The following is a 19,399-nucleotide window of genomic DNA, read 5'->3' on the forward strand; positions in this document are numbered from 1 at the left end:
GTCTCAACGGATTCGGTCATCTGCGTCCTCTTCTCGTCGCGCCGTCAGCTGTGCGGCCATCGCCCGCAGACGGGCACGGGCGACCTTCTCGATGGTGGAACGGGGCAGCTCGTCCAGGAAGACGATCCGCGCCGGGAGCTTGAACGCCGCCAGTCGATCACGCGCGAACGCGAGCAGTTCGTCCGCCGACAGCGCCTCACGGGCGACGACGAACGCGACACCGCGCTCACCCCAGACGGCGTCCGGCGCTCCGACGACGGCGACAGCCTTCACGAGCGGATGCTCCGACAGAGCCCGCTCGATCTCGGCCGGTGCGACGTTCTCGCCCCCCGAGACGTAGATCTCCTTGAGTCGGTCCACGATCCGGTAGATGCCGTCGGCGTCGCGGTGCGCGAGATCCCCCGAGCGCAGCCAGCCGTCCGAGCGCGCCCTGTCTGTGGCAACCGGATCGTCGAGGTACCCGCTGAACGTGCTGGGGCCGCGCACCCACAGCTCGCCGGTGGCGACGCCCTCGAGCGGCAGCGATGTCGCGACATCCACGAGGCGGACGTCGACGGAGGGGTACGGGCGTCCGACTGCTCCTGGGTGCGATGCGAGCTCGGATGCCGGCAGCGCGAGCACGTTGGGTCCTGCCTCGGTGAGGCCGTATCCCTGAGTGAGGGCCACGCCGCGCGCAGACCACACCTCGGCGAGGTCGACGGGCATCGTGGCTCCGCCGACGAGGACGTGCCGCAGCGACGACAGGTCTGCGTCGGCCCAACCGGCCGTCTCCTGCAGCATCCGGTACTGGGTGGGTACGCCCATCATGGTCGTGACGCGCCGATCGCAGATCAGCTGCAGCACCCGACTCGGCTGGAACGACCGCTCGAGGACGACGGTCGCGCCGGTCCACCAGGCGAGCAGCGGCTGCACGTTCCAGGCCGCGACGTGGTAGTGCGGCAACATCGCCAGAACCACGTCCGTCGGCACCATCGGCATGGCCTGCGAGAGCGCCATGTTCGTCCAGAAGCAGTTCGCGTGGGTCAGCACGACGCCCTTGGGCGCCGCTTCGCTGCCGGAGGTGAAGATCACCAGCAACGGGTCGTCGTCGCGGACCGCGCGTTGCGCCGCGGACTCCGTGGCCACTGGGACATCGGTCTCGACGCCGGTGCTCCCCAGGAACACGTACGCCGGAGCATCGTCACCCAGCATCCGCAGAGCCGCCCCGGCCAGGGCGACGTACTCGTCCTCCACCAGGACCAGGACCGGGTCGCTCCGGCGCACCAGCTCGGCGAGCTCTGTCGGCGTGAGCCGCCACGACAGCGGGATGAACGCGATGCCGAGGAACGCGCACGCGAAGAAGGCGACCACGTGATCCGCCGAGTTGCCGGACACCGTCGCGATCCGCTGACCAGGGCCGTACCCCGCGTCCGTCAGTCGCTGCGCGAGCAGTTCGGCTCGACGCGCGAGCGTGGCGTAGTCGAGGGCCACACCGCGATCGTCGATCGCGATCTTCGCCGGATTGGATGCCGCGCGATCGCGCAGCCATCTCCCGACCGTGTGGGGGCCGTCGACGTCGGGATTCATCGCACGCTCACCTCGGCCTCGAGCGTCTCGCTGTCTTCGAGCGCGGCCAGCGAGCCGGCCGCCGGTGCGGCGCCACGGCGACGGCGACGCAGGCTGTCGACGGTTCCGGCGATGCCGCCGGGCAGGAACATGACCACGAGGATGAAGAGTACGCCCAACAGGAACAGCGGCTCCGAAAGCGGGATGCGCAGGAAGTCCGGCAGCGCCTGGATGCCCTCTGCGCGAGCGAGCACCGTGAGGCGCTGATCGAGGATCGTGTACAGAACGCCGCCCACGATGGCACCCCATCGGAATCCGACGCCGCCGAGCACCACCATCACCAGAACGGTGATCGTGAGGTCGGCGCCAACGGCGCTCGGCTGCGTGCCGGACTGCAGCAGGAGGTACGCGACGCCGGCGAGGCTGGCGCACAGGGCAGCGATCACGAAGACGATGAGCTTCGCACGAGCGGGGCGCAGGCCCAGCACCTGCACGCGCAGTTCGTTCTCGCGCGCCGCTGCGGCGAGGTGACCGAGGCGGGACGTGTCGACCCAGAGCACGATCAGGTAGACGACGACGAGCACGATCAGCGCGAACCAGTAGAGGTTGCGGGTGTTGATCACGCCGACCAGCCAGTCGGGGACGCTCTCGGTGTGCAGTCCGAGGCCCTCCTCACCTCCGGTGATCGCCTGGTTGCGCCGGACGAGCACCGAACCCGCCTGCGCGAACGCCAGGGTCACCATGGCGAACGGGATGCCGTTGACCCGCATCGCCACCGCCCCTGTGACCAGAGCGATGACCATCCCGCCGATCAGGGCGACGAACACGCCCTGCCAGAGCGGCAGGCGGAAGGCGTCGAGCAGGATGCCGAGCCCGTAGGCTCCGGCGCCGAAGTACAGCGCGTGGCCGAACGACAGCATTCCGGCCGAGCCCAGCAGCAGGTTGTACGACAGCGCCAGAGCCGCGAACACCATGCACAGCGAGAGCAGCGCGAGCGATCCAGGCGTGTAGGTGGGCCCTGGCAGGATGCCGGGCAGCGACAGGTTGAGCAGCGGCAGGATCGCCATCACGACGACGAGGACGCCGCCGACGATCGCGGGCGCGAAGCGCATCGGTCCCTGAGCTTGTCGAAGGGCCATCATGCTTTCCTCCCCATGAGGCCCGCGGGTCGCACGAGCAGGACGACGGCGAGCAGGATGACGACGATGAAGTCTCCCGTGCCGCCGAGATACGTGTTGGCGACCTGCTGGAGCACTGCGACGAGCACCGACGCGATCGCGGCCCCCGTGAGGGACCCGAGACCGCCGACGACGGTGACGATGAAGGCGAAGATCAGCAGCGTCGAGCCGAGGTGGGCCGAGACGTAGGTCATGGCGTGCATGGCGAGCACGCCGCCGATGCCTGCGGCCGCCCCGCCGATCGCGAAGACGAGCGTGAACGAGCGGCGCACGTCGATGCCGAGCGCCGTCACCATCGACCGGTTCTCCACGCCGGCGCGGATGATCATGCCGTAGCGGGTGTTCTTCAGGAACAGCACGAGCCCCGTGAGCACGAGACCTGCGGCGATGATCAGCACCCAGTACTTGTTCGGGATGCTGGCGCCAAGAACATCCGTCGTCTGTCCGAGCCACGACGGGCCGGTCACGTTGATCGCGTCCGTGCCCCAGATGCCCTCGAACAGGGCGATCGCGGCGAACGAGAGGCCGACGGTGACGAGCACCTGCTCGATATGCCGTTCATACAGCGGTCTGATCAGCACCAGTTCGGTCAGGGTGGCGAACACCGCGCCGACCACAGCGCCGACGAGGATCGAAAGCAGGAAACCCGCCCAGGTGTTCGCGCCGATCGCCTGTGCGACGCCCCACCCGACGAAGGCGCTGAGGGTGAGGAACGCGCCGTGCGCGAAGTTCAGCACGTGCATGAGACCGTAGATGAGGCTCAGTCCGCTGGCGACGAGGAAGTACAGGGCGCCGAGCCCGACGCCGATCACGAGGGTGAGGATGAGCGCGCTCATGCGTGGGCCTCCGCACTGACTCCGAGGAGCCTTCGGGTGAGATCGGGGTCGTCGAGGATCGTGCTGGCGTCGCCGGTGTGGACGACACGGCCGCCCGCGATCACGACGGCGCCGCCGGCGAGCTGACGGACGACTTCGAGGTTCTGCTCGACGAGCAGGATCGGTACGGTCTTGGCCGCCTCGGCGAGGGCCTCGGCCACTTCTTGCACGATCTTGGGTGCGAGGCCTTTCGTCGGTTCATCGACGAGGATGATGCGGTTGTCGTTGAGGAGGGCCCTGGCGACCGAGACCATCTGCTGCTGGCCGCCCGAGAGGGTGCCCGCGCGTTGATCCTTGCGCTGCACGAGGTCGGGGAAGAGCTCGGCGACGAACTCGCGGCGCGGTGTGCGCTGGCGCTCCGCGAGGGCGAGGTTCTCGGCGACCGTGAGCCCGGCGAAGACCTCGCGGTCCTCCGGAACGTAGCCGACGCCGCGCTGGACGATCTTGTGGGTGGGGAGGCTGTCGATCCGCGCTCCCTCGAGGAGCACTTCGCCGCGACGGGAGATGAGGCCGAGGATGCCGCGCAGCGTCGAGGTCTTCCCCACGCCGTTGCGGCCGAGCACGGCGGTGATGCCGGTAGCCGGGACATCGAAGGTGACGTCCTCGACGACCTGCTGGCCGGCGATGGATGCTCGCAACGAGCGGACTTGGAGGATCGGGTCGGTCATGCTGCCGTCCCCGTTCCGAGGTACGCGCTCTGCACCGTGGGGTTCTCCATGATGTTCTGCGGGGTGTCGAACGCGATGATCGTGCCGAAGTACATCACCGCGACGAGGTCGACGAGCCCCATCAGGACGTCGATGTGGTGCTCGACCATCAGCACGGTGCATCCGCTCGCCCGCTGCATCTCGCGGATGTTCTCCACGAGCCCCGCGACATCGCCGGATGCGACGCCCGCCATCGGCTCGTCGAGCAGCACGAGCCGGGAGTCCGTGGCCATCAGCGACGCGATCTCGAGCTTGCGCTTGTCGCCGTGGCTGATGTCACCGGCCGGGGTGTCGAGCCGGTGAGCGAGTCCGACCTTCTCGAGGACCTCGATGGCCTGCCTGGTAGCGCTGTCGTCGCGACGCGGAAACTTCAGCAGCGAGTAACTGCCGCCGTGCGCGGCCTGGACGGCCACCCGGACGTTCTCGAGGATGCTGAGCTTGGGGAACAGGCTCGAAGTCTGGAACGTGCGCCCCAGTCCTGCCCGCGCCCGCTTCGGGACGGACAGGCCAGCGATGTCTTCGCCGTCGAGGAGGATCCGGCCGGCGGTGGGTCGGATCACCCCAGAGATCGCATTGAACAGCGTGGTCTTGCCCGCGCCGTTCGGTCCGATCACTCCCACGAGGGAGCCGGAAGCGACATCGAGGTCGACGTCCTTGAGGATCGTCGCTCCGCCGATCTGGAGGCCGAGGCCCTCGACGCGGAGTGCCGCGCCTTCGGGCTTGCCATCGGACAGGACTGGGGTGTCGTTCATGAACGCGGATCGCCCTTCGGGTTACGGAGCGACGTCGGCGGCGTCGACCGTGGCGACCAGCTCGGGAACGAACCCGGAGCCATCCGCGACGAGCCTCGCCTGGTACATGTCCTGCAGGAGTGCGTGGTCCTCGGCGCGCACAGTGTTGGTGCCCTTCGGACCCTCGAACTCGAAGCCCTCGAGGGCTGCGATCATGGCATCCACGTCGCCCTTGCCCTCCTTCACGGCCTGCACGAGCATGATGGCGGCGTTGAAGCCGTCGGGGCTGAACAGGTCGGGTGTACCCCCCGCTCCCTCGATCGCCTCGACCATCGCGGTGTTCACCTCGTTGTCAGGGGCTGCGGGGAAGTAGTGGTTGAGGAAGTTGATCTTCTCGCTCGCCTCACCGTATGCGCCGAACGTCGCGGCGTCGCCGAGACCGGTGACGACGGGGATGCTCTCGAGCACACCCTGCTGGCTCATCGCCTGCCACATGGCACCAGAGGTGGCGCCGGCCCAGGCGACGAACACGAGGTCGGGCTCGGCGCTCAGCACCTGCTGCGCGAACGGGGTGAACTCGGTGACGTCCTCGGCGACGAGGACGGGCGTGACGGTCGCGCCCTGGCCGCCGAGGATGGCCTCGACCGCTGCGACGTTGCCCTGGCCGAACGCGTTGTTCTGCGCGAACACCGCGACGGTCTTGCCGTCGATGTCGTCGAGGAAGGTACCTGCGGTCGCGACGTCCTGAGCGGACTGACGGCCGGAGCGGAACGTGTAGTCGTTGATGCCGGTGACGGCATCGGCTGCCGCAGGGCCGGAGATGAAGAGCACCTTGTTCTGCTCTGCCTGTTCGGCCATCGCGAGTGCCACCCCGGACGATGCGCTGCCGAGGAGGATGTTCACGCCGTCTCCGATGAGCTCCTTCGCCGCGGTCACGGCGGTGTCGGGATCACCGGCGTCGTCGCGGTACTCGACTGTGATCTTCGTGCCGTCGACCTCGTTCGTTCCATCGGTCGCGTAGTCGAGCCCCGCTTTGAACGCGTCGAGGTACTGCTTGCCGTAGCCGGCGAGCGGCCCGGTCTCGCTTGTGATGACGCCGGCGACGATCTCGGCGGGGCCGTCCCCGCCGCCTTCGCCGCCACCGCCGGTGGCCGCCTGCGGCGCACAGGCCGCCAGAACCAGGGCGGCCGTGGCGACCACGGAGCCCAGGAGCAACTTCTTCGTAACTCGCATGTGAATGCCTTTCGCCCTTGGAAGGTCTTGATGCTGAACCTGAAAGCTGATTCAGGTTACTTGAACTCTAAAGCGCGGCATTGTCGATCGTCAAGTCCGCGATACATACCAATGGGTATATACTTGCTGGTATGAACCGTGCGGACATCGTCTCTTCGATCGTGGTCTCGGCACATGCGCTGGCTCGGATTGCGGCGCAGGATGCCGAGAACGACGCCCCTGCAGCGCAGTGGCGCGCGCTGACCCTGCTCGAAAGAGAGCCCGATCAGCGCGTCGGCGCTCTGGCTCGCGCGTCGCGGACCACACAGCCCGGGATGACGCGCCTGCTGGGAGAGCTCGAGCGTGCCGGACTCGTCAGCCGCTCCCCCGACGCGTCGGACTCTCGGGCGACGGTCGTCGACATCACCGATGCCGGCCGTACCGCTCTCAAGGAATGGCGTGAAGCCTTCCGGCGCACGCTCGCACCTCGCTTCGCGGATCTGGATGCCGCGGACTGGGATGCACTGCATCGCTCGGCCGAGATCCTCGCCGCGCACAGCATCGAACAGCATCCAGAGTCAGGAGTCGGCGAGTGAACAGCGCCAGTACCAGCGGATCCATCTGGAAGCAGCCGGCCCAAGTGTGGGCGGTGGCCTTCGCCAGCGTCGTCGCCTTCATGGGCATCGGACTCGTCGATCCGATCCTTCCCGCGATCGCCGAGTCGCTGGAGGCGACGCCGACCGAGACGGAACTGCTGTTCACCAGCTACCTGCTGGTCACCGGCCTCGCGATGCTGGTCACCAGCTGGATCTCCAGCAGAATCGGCGCCAAGGCGACGTTGATGATCGGTCTGGGTCTGATCATCCTCTTCTCGCTCGCATCCGCGATGAGCGGGAGCGTCGACGCGATCATCGGCTTCCGCGCCGGCTGGGGCCTCGGCAATGCGTTGTTCATCTCCACCGCCCTCGCCACCATCGTCGGCTCGGCGTCTGGCGGCAGTGGTGCGGCGATCGTTCTGTACGAGGCCGCCCTCGGGCTCGGCATCGCCATCGGACCGCTGCTGGGCGGTCTGCTCGGCGAAGTGAGCTGGCGCGGCCCGTTCTTCGGCGTCGTCGCTCTCATGGCGATCGCGTTCATAGCCGTTTCCGCGCTGCTGCGGGGCCCGCTCGACAAGCGTCAGCCCGTGCCGTTCTCGGCTCCGTTCAAGGCGCTCGGCCGCCCGGCCCTGGCGATCCTCGCCGTCGCCGCTCTCTTCTACAACATCGGCTTCTTCGTGCTGCTCGCGTTCTCCCCGTTCCCGCTGGGTTTCGGAGCGATGGGCATCGGGTTCACGTTCTTCGGATGGGGTGTGGCTCTGGCCATCACCAGCATCTGGGTGGCCCCGTGGATGATGCGGCGGATGTCGCGCACGGCGATCATCCTCACGGTCCTGCCGCTGCTCGCCGTCGACCTGATCGCCGCCGGTCTGGTCGCGGAGACGCCGTCCGCACTTGTCGTCTGCATCGTCATCGGCGGCCTGCTCCTCGGTGTCATGAACACCGTCCTCACCGAGGCGGTCATGGAGGCGACGGATCTCCCCCGCTCCGTCGCCTCATCCGCGTACTCCGCCGTCCGCTTCATCGGCGGCGCGATGGCTCCGCCGATCGCAGCGCTGCTGTGGCACGCGTTCAACGCAACGGTGCCGTACCTGTTCGCCGCAGCATCCGTGCTCGTCGCGACGCTCACCGTCTTCCTGGGTCGCAAGGTGCTCGCGCGCATCGACGACGAGCCGGTGGATGCCGTCGCCGAAGACGCCGAGGCGATCACGGTCGGCGACGCCGCCTGATCCACCCGGTACGTTGGGGCGCATGAGCGAACCACTTCCCGAGCGCAGTCGCCTGGTCAGGCAGCATCTGGCCGACGCCGGTCTCGAACCCGCGATCCGGGTGCTGCCTGATTCTGCCCGTACCGCGGTCGAGGCCGCTGCCGCGATCGGCTGCGACGTCGCGGCGATCGCGAACAGCCTGGTGGTCCTCGCCGATGGCGAACCAGTGCTGGTCATGACCAGTGGAGGGCACCGCGCGGACTTCGCCGTCGTCTCAGCATCCATCGGTGCCGAGCATGTCGCGATGGCGCCGGCATCCATCGTCCGGGAGGCGACGGGACAGGCGATCGGCGGCGTGGCCCCGGTCGGTCATCCTGCGCGACTGCCCACATACATCGACGAGGCGCTGCGCGACTTCGACGAGATCTGGGCTGCGGCGGGTCATCCGCACACGGTCATGCCGCTGACCTTCGAGACCCTGCAGCGCCTCACGAACGGTCGGGTCATCACGGTCGTGTGAGCCGGGGTCGGAAAGCAGAAAAGCCTCGGAGCACTGGCGAGAGTGTTCCGAGGCTGATCCGTGCACCCCCAGGGACTTGAACCCTGAACCCATTGATTAAGAGTCAATTGCTCTGCCGATTGAGCTAGAGGTGCGTGGCCCGGGTTACCCCCGGCCGAGGAATTACATTACCAGTTTCATGAGCTCATGCGAAATCGAGGCGGCATTCGGCGTGGCAACTCGCCGACTATCCTGAGAACGTGACCGCAACCCCCGCCGCCGATGATCTGGCCGCCGATCTCGACCTCGCTCTCCGGCTCGCGGACGCCGCAGACAGCGAGTCCCTTCCCCGCTTCGACGCGAGCGATCTGAGGATCTCGACCAAGTCCGATCGGTCGCATGTCACGGACGCCGATCTCGCCACCGAACGCGCACTCCGCGCGATCCTGGCGGACGAGCGGCCGTCCGATGGCATCTTCGGCGAGGAGTTCGGCGTCTCCGGCGACGCGCGTCGGCAGTGGATCATCGACCCGATCGACGGCACCGCGAATTTCATGCGCGGCATCCCTCTGTGGGGCACGATGATCGCCCTCGCCATCGACGGGGTCCCGCAGGTCGGCGTCGTGAGCATGCCTGCTCTGGGCAGACGGTGGTGGGCATCGACCGGCAACGGGGCATGGACCGCCACGCACGCCCAGCCGCGACGCATCGAGACGTCGGCTGTCGCCTCCGTCGACGACGCAGCGGTCAGTTTTCAGAGCATCACGCAGTGGGCGGATGCCGGGCACCTGCCCGCGCTGCTCCGCATCGCCGACCGGGTGTGGCGCGATCGCGCATATGGCGACGTGTACTCGTACATGATGCTCGCCGAGGGCCGCCTCGAGATGGTCGCGGAGTTCGATGTCAAGGAGTACGACATCGCCGCAGCCGTCCCGATCGTGCGCGAGGCCGGTGGCGCATTCACCTCGTTCGACGGCGCGGACAGCATCTCCGAGCGCTCGGTGCTCGCGACCAACGGCATCCTCCACGACGCCTTCCTCGACCTGACGCACACGAAGGACTGAAGCCCGTGATGAACCGACGACTGCCCGCTGTCTCGCTCGCGTCCGCCGCCCTGCTCTCGCTACTGGCAGGCTGCGCACCGCAGCCGGAGATCGCCCCGACGTCAACGCCGACGCCGACCGCCGCGGCCGACCCCAGCCCGTCACCGGAGCCCGTCGCGACGGAGCCGACCGAGGAACCGGCGCCGGAGGATCCGACCTGCGAGACGCTCCTCGCCCCGAGCACGCTCGCGATGTTCGACGAGCACGGCTGGACGTACCGCGAGCAGGAGTTCCGGTTCGGTGAAGACGTCGTCGACGGCGGCTTCCAGTGCGTGTGGGGCGACTACTCCGTGGCGTCCGATCATGTCCAGGTGTTCGGGTGGGCACCGCTCGATGCGTCAGCATCCGTCGCAGCTCAGCAGAAGCTCCTCTCGCAGGGATGGCTGCGGGCCGATCAGGACGGCCACACGTACATCACCGAGGATCCGTCGTTCGCTTTCGCGGTCGACGAGGACGGCTACGGCATGACGTACGAATTCGGCGACGGCTGGGCGACCCTGGCCGACACCCGCCAGGGACTGGTGCTGATCCAGTTGCCCTGACGACACAAGTCGCGTCACGAACGAAGGCCCACCACCGGGAGTTCACCGGGTGGCGGGCCTTCTTTCGTCGTGACAGCGGGTGGTGGAGCTGGGGGGAATCGAACCCCCGTCCAACGCTGATAATCCACGCCTTCTCCGGGCGCAGTCTGTGCAGACGTTCTACTCGGCTCCGACCTTTGTCACAGACACCTAAGTCGACGAGCCCAGCCTGGGAAGAGTCCCGCGTGACGTCCAGACGCCGTCACGCAGCAAGATTCCTAGATGACGCCAGGGTCCGTATCGGAATCACATACGGTCTGACGGACTATCGGGCTCGCTTATGCAGCGAGGGCGAAGTCGTTGCGCTTTGTTTCGGCAACTATTGTTTTGCAGGGAGCGTTCACGAGATAACCCTGCATCCTCGGCCCGCTTCTCGTGGATACACAGGCGCTGTCGAAACCGATCAGCCCCGTGGACCTTCTTGCGAAGGAGCCGCTGTCACTCTGTTGATTTACCACCTCGGACAACACATCATCCGAGCATCACAGGTTACAACGTATCCGGGCCCCACGCCATTCCTGGCGTAGAGTCGCTGCCATGAGCGACGTCACCATCACCGTCCGCGGCGAGAACGAGACGCGCATCGCGCCCGAACGCGCCACGATCCACGTCACCGTGCGCGCTGAAGGCCCAGAACGCTCCGCCGTGGTCGAGCGGGCGATGACCTATGCGGAGCCCGTTCGACAGGGCGTCTCCGAGCGCGAGGCGGCCGGGAGCATCGTCGAGTGGAACAGCAAGCGGCTGTCCGTCCGCGCGGAGCGTCCGTGGAACAGCGAGGGCAAGCAGCTGGCACCCGTGTACTACGCGAGCATCGACCTCAATGCGACGTTCATCGAAGCATCCGAGCTCTCGATCTGGGTCTCGGAGATCTCGGCGTGGGACGGCGTCGAGGTGGGCTGGGTGAATTGGCACCTGACTCCGCAGACACGGGCGGACGCGGAGCGCGAGGTCGCCTCTTCGGCCGTCGGCGTCGCCGTGCAGCGTGCTCAGGCATACGCGGCGGCGCTCGGGCTCGCTTCGGTTACCCCGGTCGAGATCGCCGACACCGGGCTCATCTCCCGCGAGCAGTCCCCCGCGCCTCAGATGATGAAGACGCGTGGCGCTGCGTTCGCGATGTCAGCGGACTCTGCCCCGGCGATGGAGTACGAGCCGGAGGACATCGTCATCTCCGCGACCGTCGAGGCGCGGTTCATCGCGCGCTGACGCTGCGCGCGCTCACGACCGCGCACAGCACGGGGTATCCGCAGTCGATGCCGTATCACTTCAGTCGGTTCTCAGCGATCACAACCGACTGAAGTGATACAGCATGCAGGTTGCGACTCGTGCTCGCGTCAAGCGTGCGCGAACGGCGCCAGGTCGGCCGCGAGGCGCTCTGAGACATGCGCGTGGATCTGCGTGCCGTGCTCAGTGTGCTCCGCAGAGATCAGGATGCCGGTCTCGTGCACGGCTGCGATCAGATCTCCCCTGTCGTAGGGAACGAGCGCATGGACCTCGGCTGCCGGCAGCGGCAGCGCCTCATCGATCGCGGCGCGCAGCTCCTCGATGCCCTCGCCGGAGCGCGACGACACGAAGTGCGCCTTCGGCTCGAGCCCTTGCAGCACCAGACGATCGTCGGCCGGGATGAGGTCGGCCTTGTTGAACACGACGAGCTCCGGGAGGTCCCTCGCGCCGACGTCGCCCATCACATCACGGACGGTCTGCAATTGTCCTGCGGGATCGGGGTGCGAGCCGTCGACGACGTGCAGCACGATGTCGGCGTCCGCCACCTCTTCGAGCGTCGATCGGAACGCCTCGACGAGCTGGTGAGGGAGGTTTCGCACGAAACCGACCGTGTCGGTGAACGTGTACACGCGGCCGTCATCGGTCGCGGTGCGTCGTACCGTGGCATCCAGGGTCGCGAACAGGGCGTTCTCGACCAGCACGCCTGCGCTCGTGAGCGCGTTGAGCAGGCTCGACTTGCCGGCGTTCGTGTATCCGGCGATCGCCACCGAGGGAATCGTGTTGCGCTTGCGCTCAGCGCGCTTCGCGTCGCGGGCTGGAGCGAAGTCGCGGATTTGCCGGCGAAGCATGGCCATGCGGGTGCGGATGCGACGACGATCGAGCTCGATCTTCGTCTCACCCGGTCCACGAGATCCCATGCCGGCACCGCCGGCGCCGACCTGCCCACCGGCCTGGCGGCTCATCGAGTCGCCCCAGCCGCGCAGCCGCGGCAGAAGGTATTCGAGCTGGGCGAGTTCGACCTGGGCCTTGCCCTCCCGGCTCTTCGCGTGCTGGCTGAAGATGTCGAGGATGACGGTCGTACGATCGATGACCTTCACCTTCACGACGTCCTCGAGCGCACGGCGCTGGCTGGGTGCGAGCTCGGTGTCGGCGATCACGGTGTCTGCGCCGGTGGCTGCGACGAGGTCCTTGAGCTCCTGCGCCTTGCCCCGGCCCAGGTACGTCGCGGGGTCCGGGTGCGGGCGCCGCTGCAGGACGCCGTCGAGGACGACGGCGCCCGCGGTCTCGGCCAGGGCCGCCAGCTCGCGCAACGAGTTCTCGGCATCCGTCTGCGCACCCTGCGGGTAGACGCCGACGAGCACGACGTTCTCGAGCCGCAGCTGGCGGTACTCGACCTCGGTGACGTCTTCGAGCTCGGTCGACAGACCGGCCACGCGCCGCAGCGCATGCCGGTCATCGAGGTCCCACTGCTCGCCGTCGCGATCGCCGTAGGAGGCCGTCGCCTTGTCCTGCAGCGCTTGCGCCGCGCCGAAGACTCGAGCCTCTGTGCGCTTCTCTGCGCTGGCGAGCACGCGGTCGAGAGTCTCGTCGCCGTGGGTGTCTTCTGTGGTCTTCGTCATCCTCTGCCTTCTATGTTCGGCGTCTTAACCTTAACCCGCCCGTCCGGTACGCTCACCGTATGGGGTCCGATCACTACTTCTCTGCGACCCCGGCAAGTGCGGAGAACCTTCGGACCATTCGTGTGGTTCTCGCGGGTCGAGACCTCGAGGTCACCACCGCCGGAGGCGTGTTCAGTCCCGACCGCCTTGATGCCGGAACCGCAGTGCTTCTCGCCAACATGCCGCCACTGCCACCGAGCGGGCACTTCCTTGACCTCGGCTGCGGCTGGGGCCCGATCAGCCTGGCCATGGCGATCGCGTCTCCGCACGCCACCATCTGGGCGGTCGACGTGAACGAGCGTGCTCTCGATCTGGTACGGCGGAACGCCGAGGCGCTGGGCCTCACCAATGTCAACGCCGTGCTGCCGGACGATGTTCCCGACGACATCGTGTTCCGCACGATCCGGTCGAACCCGCCGATCCGCGTCGGCAAGAACGTGCTGCACGACATGCTCGAACGGTGGATCCCCCGTCTCGACGAGCGCAGCGACGCCTGGATGGTCGTGCAGCGCAACCTCGGGGCCGATTCGCTGCAGCGATGGATCGCTGCCACGTTCAGCCCCGGGTACAGCGTCTACCGCTCGGCCACGGGCAAGGGGTACCGGGTGCTCAAGGTCCGTCGGCACGGGACCCCTGCGACCGAGCCGATCACGACGCTCTGATCAGGCGTTCACCGCACTGCTGACCTTGAAGCCCGCCCCGCGGTGCTCGCGCGGCAGGTGGTCCCCGCGTCCGTGCAGCTTGTGACGGAGCGTTCCGGGCGTGTAATCGGTCTGGTAGACACCGCGTCGCTGCAGCTCGGGAACGATGAACGTCACGATGTCCTCGAACGTCCCCGGCGTGATCGCATAGGCGAGGTTGAACCCGTCGACGTCGGTCTCATCGACCCACTCCTGCAGGAAGTCGGCGACTTCCTCGGGCGATCCGACCACTCGCGGGCCGAGGCCGCCGATGTTGCCGAGGCGGGCGATGTCGCGGACCTTCCATTCCTTGCCGTCATCATTCGCCTGCTGGAAGTTCGCAACGGTGGACTGGATCGCGTTGCTCTTGACGTTGCCGATCGGCTCGTCGAGGTCGAACTGCGACAGGTCGATGCCCATCCAGCCCGACATGAACACGAGCGCGCCCTCGTCGCTGGCGTACTGCAGGTACTCCTCGTGCTTGGCGTGCGCCTTCTCGCTCGTCTCGTCCGTGATGATCGTGAGCAGCGTGTAGATCTTCGCCGAGTAGCGGTCGCGACCGGCGGCTTCGAGAGCGTCGCGGATGCGCTTCACCGTCCCGGCGAGCACGGTCTTGGTGGGAGCCGCGACGAAGATCGCCTCAGCGTTGCCCGCTGCGAACGCGATGCCGCGCGGCGAGGCGCCGGCCTGGAAGATCACCGGCGTGCGCTGAGGCGACGGCTCCGAGATGTGGATGCCCGGAACGGTGAAGTGCTCGCCGTGGTGCCCGATCTCGTGCACCTTCGCCGGATCGGTGAACACACCGGACTCGCGGTCGCGGACGACCGCGTCGTCCTCCCAGGAGCCCTCCCACAGCTTGTAGGTGACCTCGAGGTACTCGTCGGCGACGTCGTAGCGCTGATCGTGCTCGAGCTGGTCGTCGTGTCCCATGTTGCGGGCGGCGGAGGGCAGGTAGCCGGTGACGACGTTCCAGCCCACGCGGCCGTTCGTCAGGTGGTCGAGCGTGGTCATGCGCCGCGCGAACGGATACGGGTGCTCGTACGCCGTACCGGCGGTCACTCCGAAGCCGAGGTGCTCGGTGACGGCCGCCATGGCACTGACCAGCAGGATGGGGTCGTTGACGGGGACCTGCGCTCCGTGCCGGATCGCCGCCTCGTTCGACGCGCCGTAGACGTCGTAGGTGCCGAGCACGTCCGCGATGAACAGACCATCGAAGTGGCCGCGCTCGAGCAGCTGCGCGAGTTCGGTCCAGTACCCGATCTCCTTGTATCGCGCTGACTGATCGAGAGGATGCCGCCACATGCCCGAGGACTGGTGGGCGACGCAGTTCATGTCGAAGGCGTTGAAGCGGATCTGCTTGCTCATGCGATCCATCGTGAACGATGTCTCCTGCCTACGCCGCATCCGGTGTCACAGAGAGACTCACAGCTGTGGGACACCTCCGAAACGGCTGTCTTCGACAACGACGCAGCGATCCGGAGACACACCGAGACGTGCGGCCGCGTGGAGGAAAAGGTCCGGTGCCGGTTTGCCGGCCGCTACTTCTGTGGCGCTGAAGATTCGACCTTCGAACCGAGAATACAGAGCCGTGATCCCGAGAGTACGCCGAAGCTTCGCGTGTGATCCGCTCGAAGCCCCACACGTCGTCCAGGGGATCCGATCGAGCGCGTCCTCGATGCCCGGCACGGGGACGAGCGAGCATTTCTCAGACGAGATCGACGTTACCGCTGTAGACCAGTTGGGCCGGCCCCGACAGAGCGACGTGCTCGCCGTCTTCTGCTGGGAACATCCGCACACCCAGAGTGCCGCCCGGGACATCGACGCGCCAGTTGTCGGGCGCGCGGTCTCCGGCCCAGTACCGGACGGCGAGGGCCGTCGCTGCGACACCGGTACCGCAGCTGAGGGTCTCGCCGACACCGCGTTCGAAGACGCGCATCGTCACGTGCCCGATGCCGTCGCGGACGAGCGGCTCCCCCGGCACGACGAACTCGACGTTCGCACCACCGGGCAGGGCCGGCTCGAGCTCGGGGATGTACTCGAGTTCGAGCCCGGCGAGCTCTTCGTCTGAAGCCAGTGCGACCACGACGTGGGGATTGCCGACGTTGATGCCGAGACCGGGGCGGGGCACGTCGAGACCACGGGCGTTGGCGAGCGAATCGTCGCCGGACAGCCGCCACCGACCGAGGTCCACCTGATACCCGTTCGCGCTCGCTGTGACGTCGCGCACGCCCGCACGGGTGCCGATCGGCAGCGTCGTGCCGGGCTCGATCGTCGGGAGCCCCGCTCTGACGAGATAATGCGCGAAGACGCGGACTCCGTTGCCGCACATCTCGGCGATCGAGCCATCGGCGTTGCGGTAATCCATGAACCACTCCGCGGCGGGTTCTTCTTCCAGCGCTGCCGCACCCTCGGCGATCGCCGTCGAACGCACGACGCGCAGCACGCCGTCTGCGCCGATGCCGAAGTGCCGGTCGCACAGCGCCGCCACCTGTTCGACGGTGAGATCGAGTTCACCATCGGCATCGGGGATGATCACGAAGTCGTTGCCGGTGCCGTGCCCCTTGGTGAATGCGACCATGCTTCCAGTCTAGGGATGCCCGCTGCCGGCGCCGTTCACTTCAGCACCCGGTAGCGACCGCACATGAATGCACGGTTGCGCGCGATGTCGATGACTTCGAGATCGAGGGCTCGAGGCAGGACCGGCGCTCCGCTGCCCAGGGTCACCGGGGCGTACTGCACCCAGACCTCGTCCAGGAGTCCGGCGTCGGCGAATTGACCGGCGAGATCGCCCCCGCCCACGATCCACAGGTCGTCGCCGTCGGCCGCAGTGACCATGGCGGCGTGGACGTCGCGCACGTCGGCCTGCGTCAGATGTACGGAACCGTCATCGGGGACCGCCAGCTCACGATGCGTGAAAACCCACGTGGGGAGCGTGTACGGCCAGGCGCCTTCGTGATCGAGCACCCATTGGTACGTGGTGGCCCCCAATGCCATCGCACCGAGCATCGCGCGGAAGCCGTCGTACGCCATCGGCCCGTTGTCGTCGATGTCCTGCTTGAGCAGCCAGTCGAGCGAGTTCTCGCTGGTGGCGATGAATCCGTCCAGGCTGCTGGCCGTGTAGTAGTGGGTCGTCATCCCGTCAGAATGTCACGGGGGTCGGACATCGGAGAGATCCACTCGATCTCGGGGTAGCGCTTGAACCACGACACCTGACGCCGGGCATATCGGCGCGTGAGCGCCTGCGTCTCAGCGATCGCTTCTGCCTCGCTCTTCTCACCCGCGAGCTGCGCCAGCGCCTGCGCGTAGCCGATCGCCCGCGGCGCCGTCGTGCCCTTCTCGATGCCGGCGGCGCGCAGTCGCTCAGCCTCGTCGATCATCCCGCTTTCCCACATCTGTCCCACACGGCGGTCGAGCCGCTCGACCAGTTCAGCACGCTCCACATGCAGACCCAGGATGCGGGTGTTCGGATGCCACAGCTGCGGTTCGTCTGGAAGAGCCGCCCCATGCGTCTGGGAGCCCTGCTCGAGAACCTCGAGCGCGCGGACGATGCGGCGACCGTTCTTCGGGTCGACGCGGGCCGCTGTCGCGGCATCCGCCTCGCGCAGCCGCGCGAACAGCACCGCAGCACCCTGCTCATCGAGCTCGCGCTCCAGACGCTCACGGACGGCCTGATCACGCGGTGGGAACCGGAAATCGAAGATCACGCTGGACACGTAGAGGCCGGACCCGCCGACGAGGATCGCATCGCCGCCTCTGGCATGGATATCTGTGATGGCGGCGCGCGCAAGGGGCTGGTACCAGGCGACGGCGGCGTCCTCCGTGACGTCACGGACGTCCAGCATGTGATGCGGGATGCCGCGACGGTCGGGGACGGACAGCTTCGCCGTGCCGATGTCCATGCCGCGGTACAGCTGCATCGCATCAGCATTCACGATCTCCGCCGGATTGCCTTCGTCGCGCAGCCTTTCAGCGAGCGACAGTGCAAGGTCGCTCTTGCCGGTGCCGGTCGCGCCGACGATGGCCCAGACGCGGCTGTCAGCCCCGCTGGAGCTAGACACCGACGCGGAGCGCGGGAAGACCCAGGGATACCGAGCGCGGCGCTCCAGACTCGCCCGCCGGCGCAGGAACACCGCAGGATTCGGTCTGCGCGCGATCCCACGCGTCGCCACCACGGGTGCGACGGATGCGCAGCGGAGCGCCGGATGGGTCATCGGCGAGCAGATGGAACGGTGCACCGTGGGTGATCGTGACCGTGACGACGTCGCCGGGGCGCGGCAGGTCCGAACCCGGTGTGACCTCGAAGTGCACCAGCCGGTTGTCCTCAGCGCGACCCGTGAGGCGGTGCGTCTCGGCATCCTTCTTGCCCTCGCCGACGGAGACCAGCACCTCGACCTCGCGGCCGACCTGCTTCTCGTTCTCCTCGAGGGAGATGCGCTCCTGCAGGGCGATCAGACGGTTGTAGCGCTCCTGGACGACCTCCTTGGGAACCTGGTCCTCCATGGTCGCTGCGGGTGTTCCCTCGCGGATCGAGTACTGGAAGGTGAAGGCGTTCGCGAACCGCGCCTGCTCCACGACGCGCAGGGTGTCTTCGAAGTCCTCATCCGTCTCACCGGGGAAACCGACGATGATGTCCGTGGAGATCGCCGCGTCCGGCATGCGCTCACGCACGCGGTCGAGGATCCCGAGGAACTTCTCGCTGCGATACGAGCGTCGCATCGCTTTGAGAATGCGGTCGCTGCCGGACTGCAGCGGCATGTGCAACTGGGGCATCACGGACGGCGTCTCGGCCATGGCCTCGATGACGTCGTCGGTGAACGCCGCGGGGTGAGGGCTCGTGAACCGGATGCGCTCGAGCCCATCGATCTGTCCAGCGGCTCGCAGCAGTTTGCTGAAGGCCTGACGATCGCCGAACTCGACGCCATAGGAGTTGACGTTCTGCCCGAGCAGGGTGACCTCGATGGCTCCGTCATCGACGAGGAGGCGGATCTCGTTCAGGATGTCGCCCGGCCGGCGGTCCTTCTCTTTGCCTCGCAGGCTCGGAACGATGCAGAACGTGCAGGTGTTGTTGCAGCCGACGGAGATCGAGACCCAGCCGCTGTGGGCGGAGTCGCGCTTGGTCGGAAGCGTCGAGGGGAAGACCTCGAGAGACTCGAGGATCTCGAGCTCGGCGTCGCCGTTGTGCTTGGCCCGCTCGAGGAGAGCCGGCAGCGAGCCCATGTTGTGCGTTCCGAAGACCACGTCGACCCAGGGCGCCTTGTCGAGCACGGCGTCCTTGTCCATCTGGGCCAGGCACCCGCCGACCGCGATCTGCATGCCGTCCTTGCGACGCTTGACCGACGCGAGGTGGCCGAGCGTCCCATAGAGCTTGCCGGCTGCATTGTCACGTACAGCGCAGGTGTTGATGATGACGACGTCGGCCTCTGTGCCGGCATCCGCGCGCAGATACCCGGCGCTCTCGAGAGACCCGGAAAGACGCTCCGAGTCGTGCACGTTCATCTGGCATCCGAAGGTGCGCACCTCGTACGTTCGCCGGCGGCCGTCGGCGTCGACGGCTGCAGAGGATGCCGAGATGATCGTCGGTTCGCTGCGGGGAATAGTCATGGTG

At 67.4% G+C, this 19,399-nt stretch carries 20 protein-coding genes, 1 tRNA gene and 1 other RNA gene; 7 read left to right on the top strand and 15 right to left on the bottom strand.

What is annotated here, in order from left to right:
• Positions 1 to 3: 3 nt before the first annotated feature.
• From LQZ87_RS10290 to LQZ87_RS10315, 6 genes are read right to left on the bottom strand one after another with little or no spacing between them, the layout of a single operon-like run.
• Positions 4 to 1,566 carry an AMP-binding protein gene (locus LQZ87_RS10290; RefSeq protein ID WP_230103372.1) on the bottom strand — a complete coding sequence of 521 codons (1,563 nt, stop codon included), beginning with the start codon at positions 1,564 to 1,566 and terminating at the stop codon, positions 4 to 6.
• The gene (locus LQZ87_RS10295) at positions 1,563 to 2,687 is read right to left on the bottom strand and encodes a branched-chain amino acid ABC transporter permease (RefSeq protein WP_230103373.1); all 1,125 of its coding nucleotides are present in this window, start codon (positions 2,685 to 2,687) and stop codon (positions 1,563 to 1,565) included. The genes LQZ87_RS10290 and LQZ87_RS10295 overlap by 4 nt, the downstream gene beginning before the upstream one ends.
• A complete protein-coding gene (locus tag LQZ87_RS10300) occupies positions 2,684 to 3,559 on the bottom strand; it encodes a branched-chain amino acid ABC transporter permease (protein ID WP_230103374.1) in 876 nt (291 codons plus the stop codon). The genes LQZ87_RS10295 and LQZ87_RS10300 overlap by 4 nt, the downstream gene beginning before the upstream one ends.
• Entirely contained in the window at positions 3,556 to 4,266 is a 711-nt protein-coding gene (locus LQZ87_RS10305; RefSeq protein WP_230103375.1) for an ATP-binding cassette domain-containing protein, read from the bottom strand. The genes LQZ87_RS10300 and LQZ87_RS10305 overlap by 4 nt, the downstream gene beginning before the upstream one ends.
• Entirely contained in the window at positions 4,263 to 5,057 is a 795-nt protein-coding gene (locus LQZ87_RS10310) for an ABC transporter ATP-binding protein (RefSeq protein WP_230103376.1), read from the bottom strand. Before LQZ87_RS10310 ends, LQZ87_RS10305 begins: the two co-directional genes overlap by 4 nt.
• A gap of 21 nt (positions 5,058 to 5,078) precedes the next feature.
• Complete coding sequence (locus tag LQZ87_RS10315; protein WP_230103377.1) at positions 5,079 to 6,269, bottom strand: substrate-binding domain-containing protein; 1,191 nt, start codon at positions 6,267 to 6,269, stop codon at positions 5,079 to 5,081.
• Between the two features lie 131 nt (positions 6,270 to 6,400).
• Here LQZ87_RS10315 and LQZ87_RS10320 point away from each other — a divergent pair, with 131 nt between their 5' ends.
• Genes LQZ87_RS10320 through LQZ87_RS10330 form a run of 3 tightly spaced genes read left to right on the top strand, consistent with a single transcriptional unit; the run spans position 6,401 to position 8,572 of the window.
• Positions 6,401 to 6,844 (top strand): MarR family transcriptional regulator, encoded by a 444-nt coding sequence (locus LQZ87_RS10320; protein ID WP_230103378.1) that lies wholly within the window; start codon positions 6,401 to 6,403, stop codon positions 6,842 to 6,844.
• Complete coding sequence (locus LQZ87_RS10325) at positions 6,841 to 8,073, top strand: MFS transporter (protein ID WP_230103379.1); 1,233 nt, start codon at positions 6,841 to 6,843, stop codon at positions 8,071 to 8,073. Before LQZ87_RS10320 ends, LQZ87_RS10325 begins: the two co-directional genes overlap by 4 nt.
• Positions 8,074 to 8,095: 22 nt before the next feature.
• Complete coding sequence (locus LQZ87_RS10330) at positions 8,096 to 8,572, top strand: YbaK/EbsC family protein (RefSeq protein WP_230103380.1); 477 nt, start codon at positions 8,096 to 8,098, stop codon at positions 8,570 to 8,572.
• 61 nt (positions 8,573 to 8,633) lie between these two features.
• Here the strand turns inward: LQZ87_RS10330 and LQZ87_RS10335 are convergent.
• Positions 8,634 to 8,706, bottom strand: a tRNA-Lys gene (locus tag LQZ87_RS10335).
• Positions 8,707 to 8,811: 105 nt separating this feature from the next.
• On the opposite strand from LQZ87_RS10335, the gene LQZ87_RS10340 reads away from it, so the two are divergent.
• Together LQZ87_RS10340 and LQZ87_RS10345 are read left to right on the top strand one after the other, a co-directional pair.
• Positions 8,812 to 9,615 (top strand): inositol monophosphatase family protein, encoded by an 804-nt coding sequence (locus LQZ87_RS10340; RefSeq protein ID WP_230103381.1) that lies wholly within the window; start codon positions 8,812 to 8,814, stop codon positions 9,613 to 9,615.
• Between the two features lie 5 nt (positions 9,616 to 9,620).
• On the top strand, positions 9,621 to 10,196 hold the full coding sequence (locus LQZ87_RS10345; RefSeq protein WP_230103382.1) for a hypothetical protein: 576 nt from the start codon (positions 9,621 to 9,623) through the stop codon (positions 10,194 to 10,196).
• A gap of 80 nt (positions 10,197 to 10,276) precedes the next feature.
• Here LQZ87_RS10345 and ssrA read toward each other — a convergent pair.
• Positions 10,277 to 10,646, bottom strand: a transfer-messenger RNA (tmRNA) gene (gene ssrA, locus LQZ87_RS10350).
• Between the two features lie 126 nt (positions 10,647 to 10,772).
• Here ssrA and LQZ87_RS10355 point away from each other — a divergent pair.
• Complete coding sequence (locus tag LQZ87_RS10355; protein WP_230103383.1) at positions 10,773 to 11,438, top strand: SIMPL domain-containing protein; 666 nt, start codon at positions 10,773 to 10,775, stop codon at positions 11,436 to 11,438.
• Between the two features lie 128 nt (positions 11,439 to 11,566).
• Here the strand turns inward: LQZ87_RS10355 and hflX are convergent, their stop codons facing one another.
• A complete protein-coding gene (hflX, locus tag LQZ87_RS10360; RefSeq protein WP_230103384.1) occupies positions 11,567 to 13,075 on the bottom strand; it encodes a GTPase HflX in 1,509 nt (502 codons plus the stop codon).
• Between the two features lie 59 nt (positions 13,076 to 13,134).
• Here hflX and LQZ87_RS10365 point away from each other — a divergent pair, with 59 nt between their 5' ends.
• The gene (locus LQZ87_RS10365; protein ID WP_230103385.1) at positions 13,135 to 13,776 is read left to right on the top strand and encodes a methyltransferase; all 642 of its coding nucleotides are present in this window, start codon (positions 13,135 to 13,137) and stop codon (positions 13,774 to 13,776) included.
• Here LQZ87_RS10365 and LQZ87_RS10370 read toward each other — a convergent pair whose 3' ends face one another.
• Genes LQZ87_RS10370 through miaB form a run of 6 tightly spaced genes read right to left on the bottom strand, consistent with a single transcriptional unit; the run spans position 13,777 to position 19,395 of the window.
• Positions 13,777 to 15,159, bottom strand: coding sequence for an LLM class flavin-dependent oxidoreductase (locus LQZ87_RS10370; protein WP_230103386.1), 1,383 nt, complete (start codon positions 15,157 to 15,159; stop codon positions 13,777 to 13,779).
• A 57-nt stretch (positions 15,160 to 15,216) separates the two neighbouring features.
• Entirely contained in the window at positions 15,217 to 15,612 is a 396-nt protein-coding gene (locus tag LQZ87_RS10375; RefSeq protein WP_230103387.1) for an HAD-IA family hydrolase, read from the bottom strand.
• On the bottom strand, positions 15,500 to 16,372 hold the full coding sequence (gene dapF, locus LQZ87_RS10380; protein ID WP_230103388.1) for a diaminopimelate epimerase: 873 nt from the start codon (positions 16,370 to 16,372) through the stop codon (positions 15,500 to 15,502). The genes LQZ87_RS10375 and dapF overlap by 113 nt, the downstream gene beginning before the upstream one ends.
• Positions 16,373 to 16,407: 35 nt before the next feature.
• Positions 16,408 to 16,929, bottom strand: coding sequence for a dihydrofolate reductase family protein (locus LQZ87_RS10385; protein WP_230103389.1), 522 nt, complete (start codon positions 16,927 to 16,929; stop codon positions 16,408 to 16,410).
• A complete protein-coding gene (gene miaA / locus LQZ87_RS10390; protein WP_230103390.1) occupies positions 16,926 to 17,852 on the bottom strand; it encodes a tRNA (adenosine(37)-N6)-dimethylallyltransferase MiaA in 927 nt (308 codons plus the stop codon). Before miaA ends, LQZ87_RS10385 begins: the two co-directional genes overlap by 4 nt.
• Entirely contained in the window at positions 17,845 to 19,395 is a 1,551-nt protein-coding gene (gene miaB, locus LQZ87_RS10395) for a tRNA (N6-isopentenyl adenosine(37)-C2)-methylthiotransferase MiaB (RefSeq protein WP_230103391.1), read from the bottom strand. Before miaB ends, miaA begins: the two co-directional genes overlap by 8 nt.
• Between the last annotated feature and the right edge of the window lie 4 nt (positions 19,396 to 19,399).

Origin of the sequence: Microbacterium sp. Bi121 (assembly GCF_918698005.1) — a bacterium.
In the GTDB taxonomy this organism is placed as follows: domain Bacteria; phylum Actinomycetota; class Actinomycetes; order Actinomycetales; family Microbacteriaceae; genus Microbacterium.

Coding starts and splice junctions, on each gene's coding strand:
- LQZ87_RS10290 (WP_230103372.1), bottom strand. CDS start 1,566: ATGAATCCCGACGTCGACGGCCCCCACACGGTCGGGAGATGGCTGCGC.
- LQZ87_RS10295 (WP_230103373.1), bottom strand. CDS start 2,687: ATGATGGCCCTTCGACAAGCTCAGGGACCGATGCGCTTCGCGCCCGCG.
- LQZ87_RS10300 (WP_230103374.1), bottom strand. CDS start 3,559: ATGAGCGCGCTCATCCTCACCCTCGTGATCGGCGTCGGGCTCGGCGCC.
- LQZ87_RS10305 (WP_230103375.1), bottom strand. CDS start 4,266: ATGACCGACCCGATCCTCCAAGTCCGCTCGTTGCGAGCATCCATCGCC.
- LQZ87_RS10310 (WP_230103376.1), bottom strand. CDS start 5,057: ATGAACGACACCCCAGTCCTGTCCGATGGCAAGCCCGAAGGCGCGGCA.
- LQZ87_RS10315 (WP_230103377.1), bottom strand. CDS start 6,269: ATGCGAGTTACGAAGAAGTTGCTCCTGGGCTCCGTGGTCGCCACGGCC.
- LQZ87_RS10320 (WP_230103378.1), top strand. CDS start 6,401: ATGAACCGTGCGGACATCGTCTCTTCGATCGTGGTCTCGGCACATGCG.
- LQZ87_RS10330 (WP_230103380.1), top strand. CDS start 8,096: ATGAGCGAACCACTTCCCGAGCGCAGTCGCCTGGTCAGGCAGCATCTG.
- LQZ87_RS10355 (WP_230103383.1), top strand. CDS start 10,773: ATGAGCGACGTCACCATCACCGTCCGCGGCGAGAACGAGACGCGCATC.
- hflX (WP_230103384.1), bottom strand. CDS start 13,075: ATGACGAAGACCACAGAAGACACCCACGGCGACGAGACTCTCGACCGC.
- LQZ87_RS10365 (WP_230103385.1), top strand. CDS start 13,135: ATGGGGTCCGATCACTACTTCTCTGCGACCCCGGCAAGTGCGGAGAAC.
- LQZ87_RS10370 (WP_230103386.1), bottom strand. CDS start 15,159: ATGAGCAAGCAGATCCGCTTCAACGCCTTCGACATGAACTGCGTCGCC.
- LQZ87_RS10375 (WP_230103387.1), bottom strand. CDS start 15,612: ATGTCCCGGGCGGCACTCTGGGTGTGCGGATGTTCCCAGCAGAAGACG.
- dapF (WP_230103388.1), bottom strand. CDS start 16,372: ATGGTCGCATTCACCAAGGGGCACGGCACCGGCAACGACTTCGTGATC.
- LQZ87_RS10385 (WP_230103389.1), bottom strand. CDS start 16,929: ATGACGACCCACTACTACACGGCCAGCAGCCTGGACGGATTCATCGCC.
- miaB (WP_230103391.1), bottom strand. CDS start 19,395: ATGACTATTCCCCGCAGCGAACCGACGATCATCTCGGCATCCTCTGCA.